The following is a 419-nucleotide window of genomic DNA, read 5'->3' as shown; positions in this document are numbered from 1 at the left end:
CGGAATATCTGATCAACGATCGCCTSTCGTTCATGCGCTTCCTTGGGCTGGGGCTTTCAGATCGTGTTCCTGATGCCAAAACACTCTGGCTGTTCCGTGAGCGCCTGACGCAGGTGGGAGCGATCGAGGGTCTGTTCAACCGTTTTGACGCGACCCTGCGGCACGCCGGCTATCTGCCGATGTCGGGCCAGATCCTGGATGCAACGCTGGTGGCGGCTCCAAAGCAGCGCAACACGAACGCCGAGAAAGCCGATCTCCGGGCAGGCCGTATTCCCGAAGACTGGCAGGACAAGCCGTCAAAGCTGTCGCACAAGGATCGCCATGCGCGCTGGACGCTGAAGTTCACGAAAGCGAAGCGGCAGGACGATGGAACCATGCCGTCGAGTGATCTCGCTATCCCATTCTTTGGCTACAAACCC

The 419-nt window shown here is 59.3% G+C and carries 1 protein-coding gene; it reads left to right on the top strand.

All coding sequences use genetic code 11. From position 1 onward, the window contains the following. On the top strand, positions 1 to 419 hold a 419-nt coding region (locus KP705_RS18185), incomplete at both ends, for a transposase (protein ID WP_215765311.1).

This window comes from Gluconobacter sp. P1D12_c, assembly GCF_018812105.1.
Taxonomy (GTDB): Bacteria; Pseudomonadota; Alphaproteobacteria; order Acetobacterales; family Acetobacteraceae; genus Gluconobacter; species Gluconobacter oxydans_A.
The sequence above is the reverse complement of the archived record's forward strand: the minus strand, read 5'-3'. Positions and strand labels throughout refer to the sequence as shown.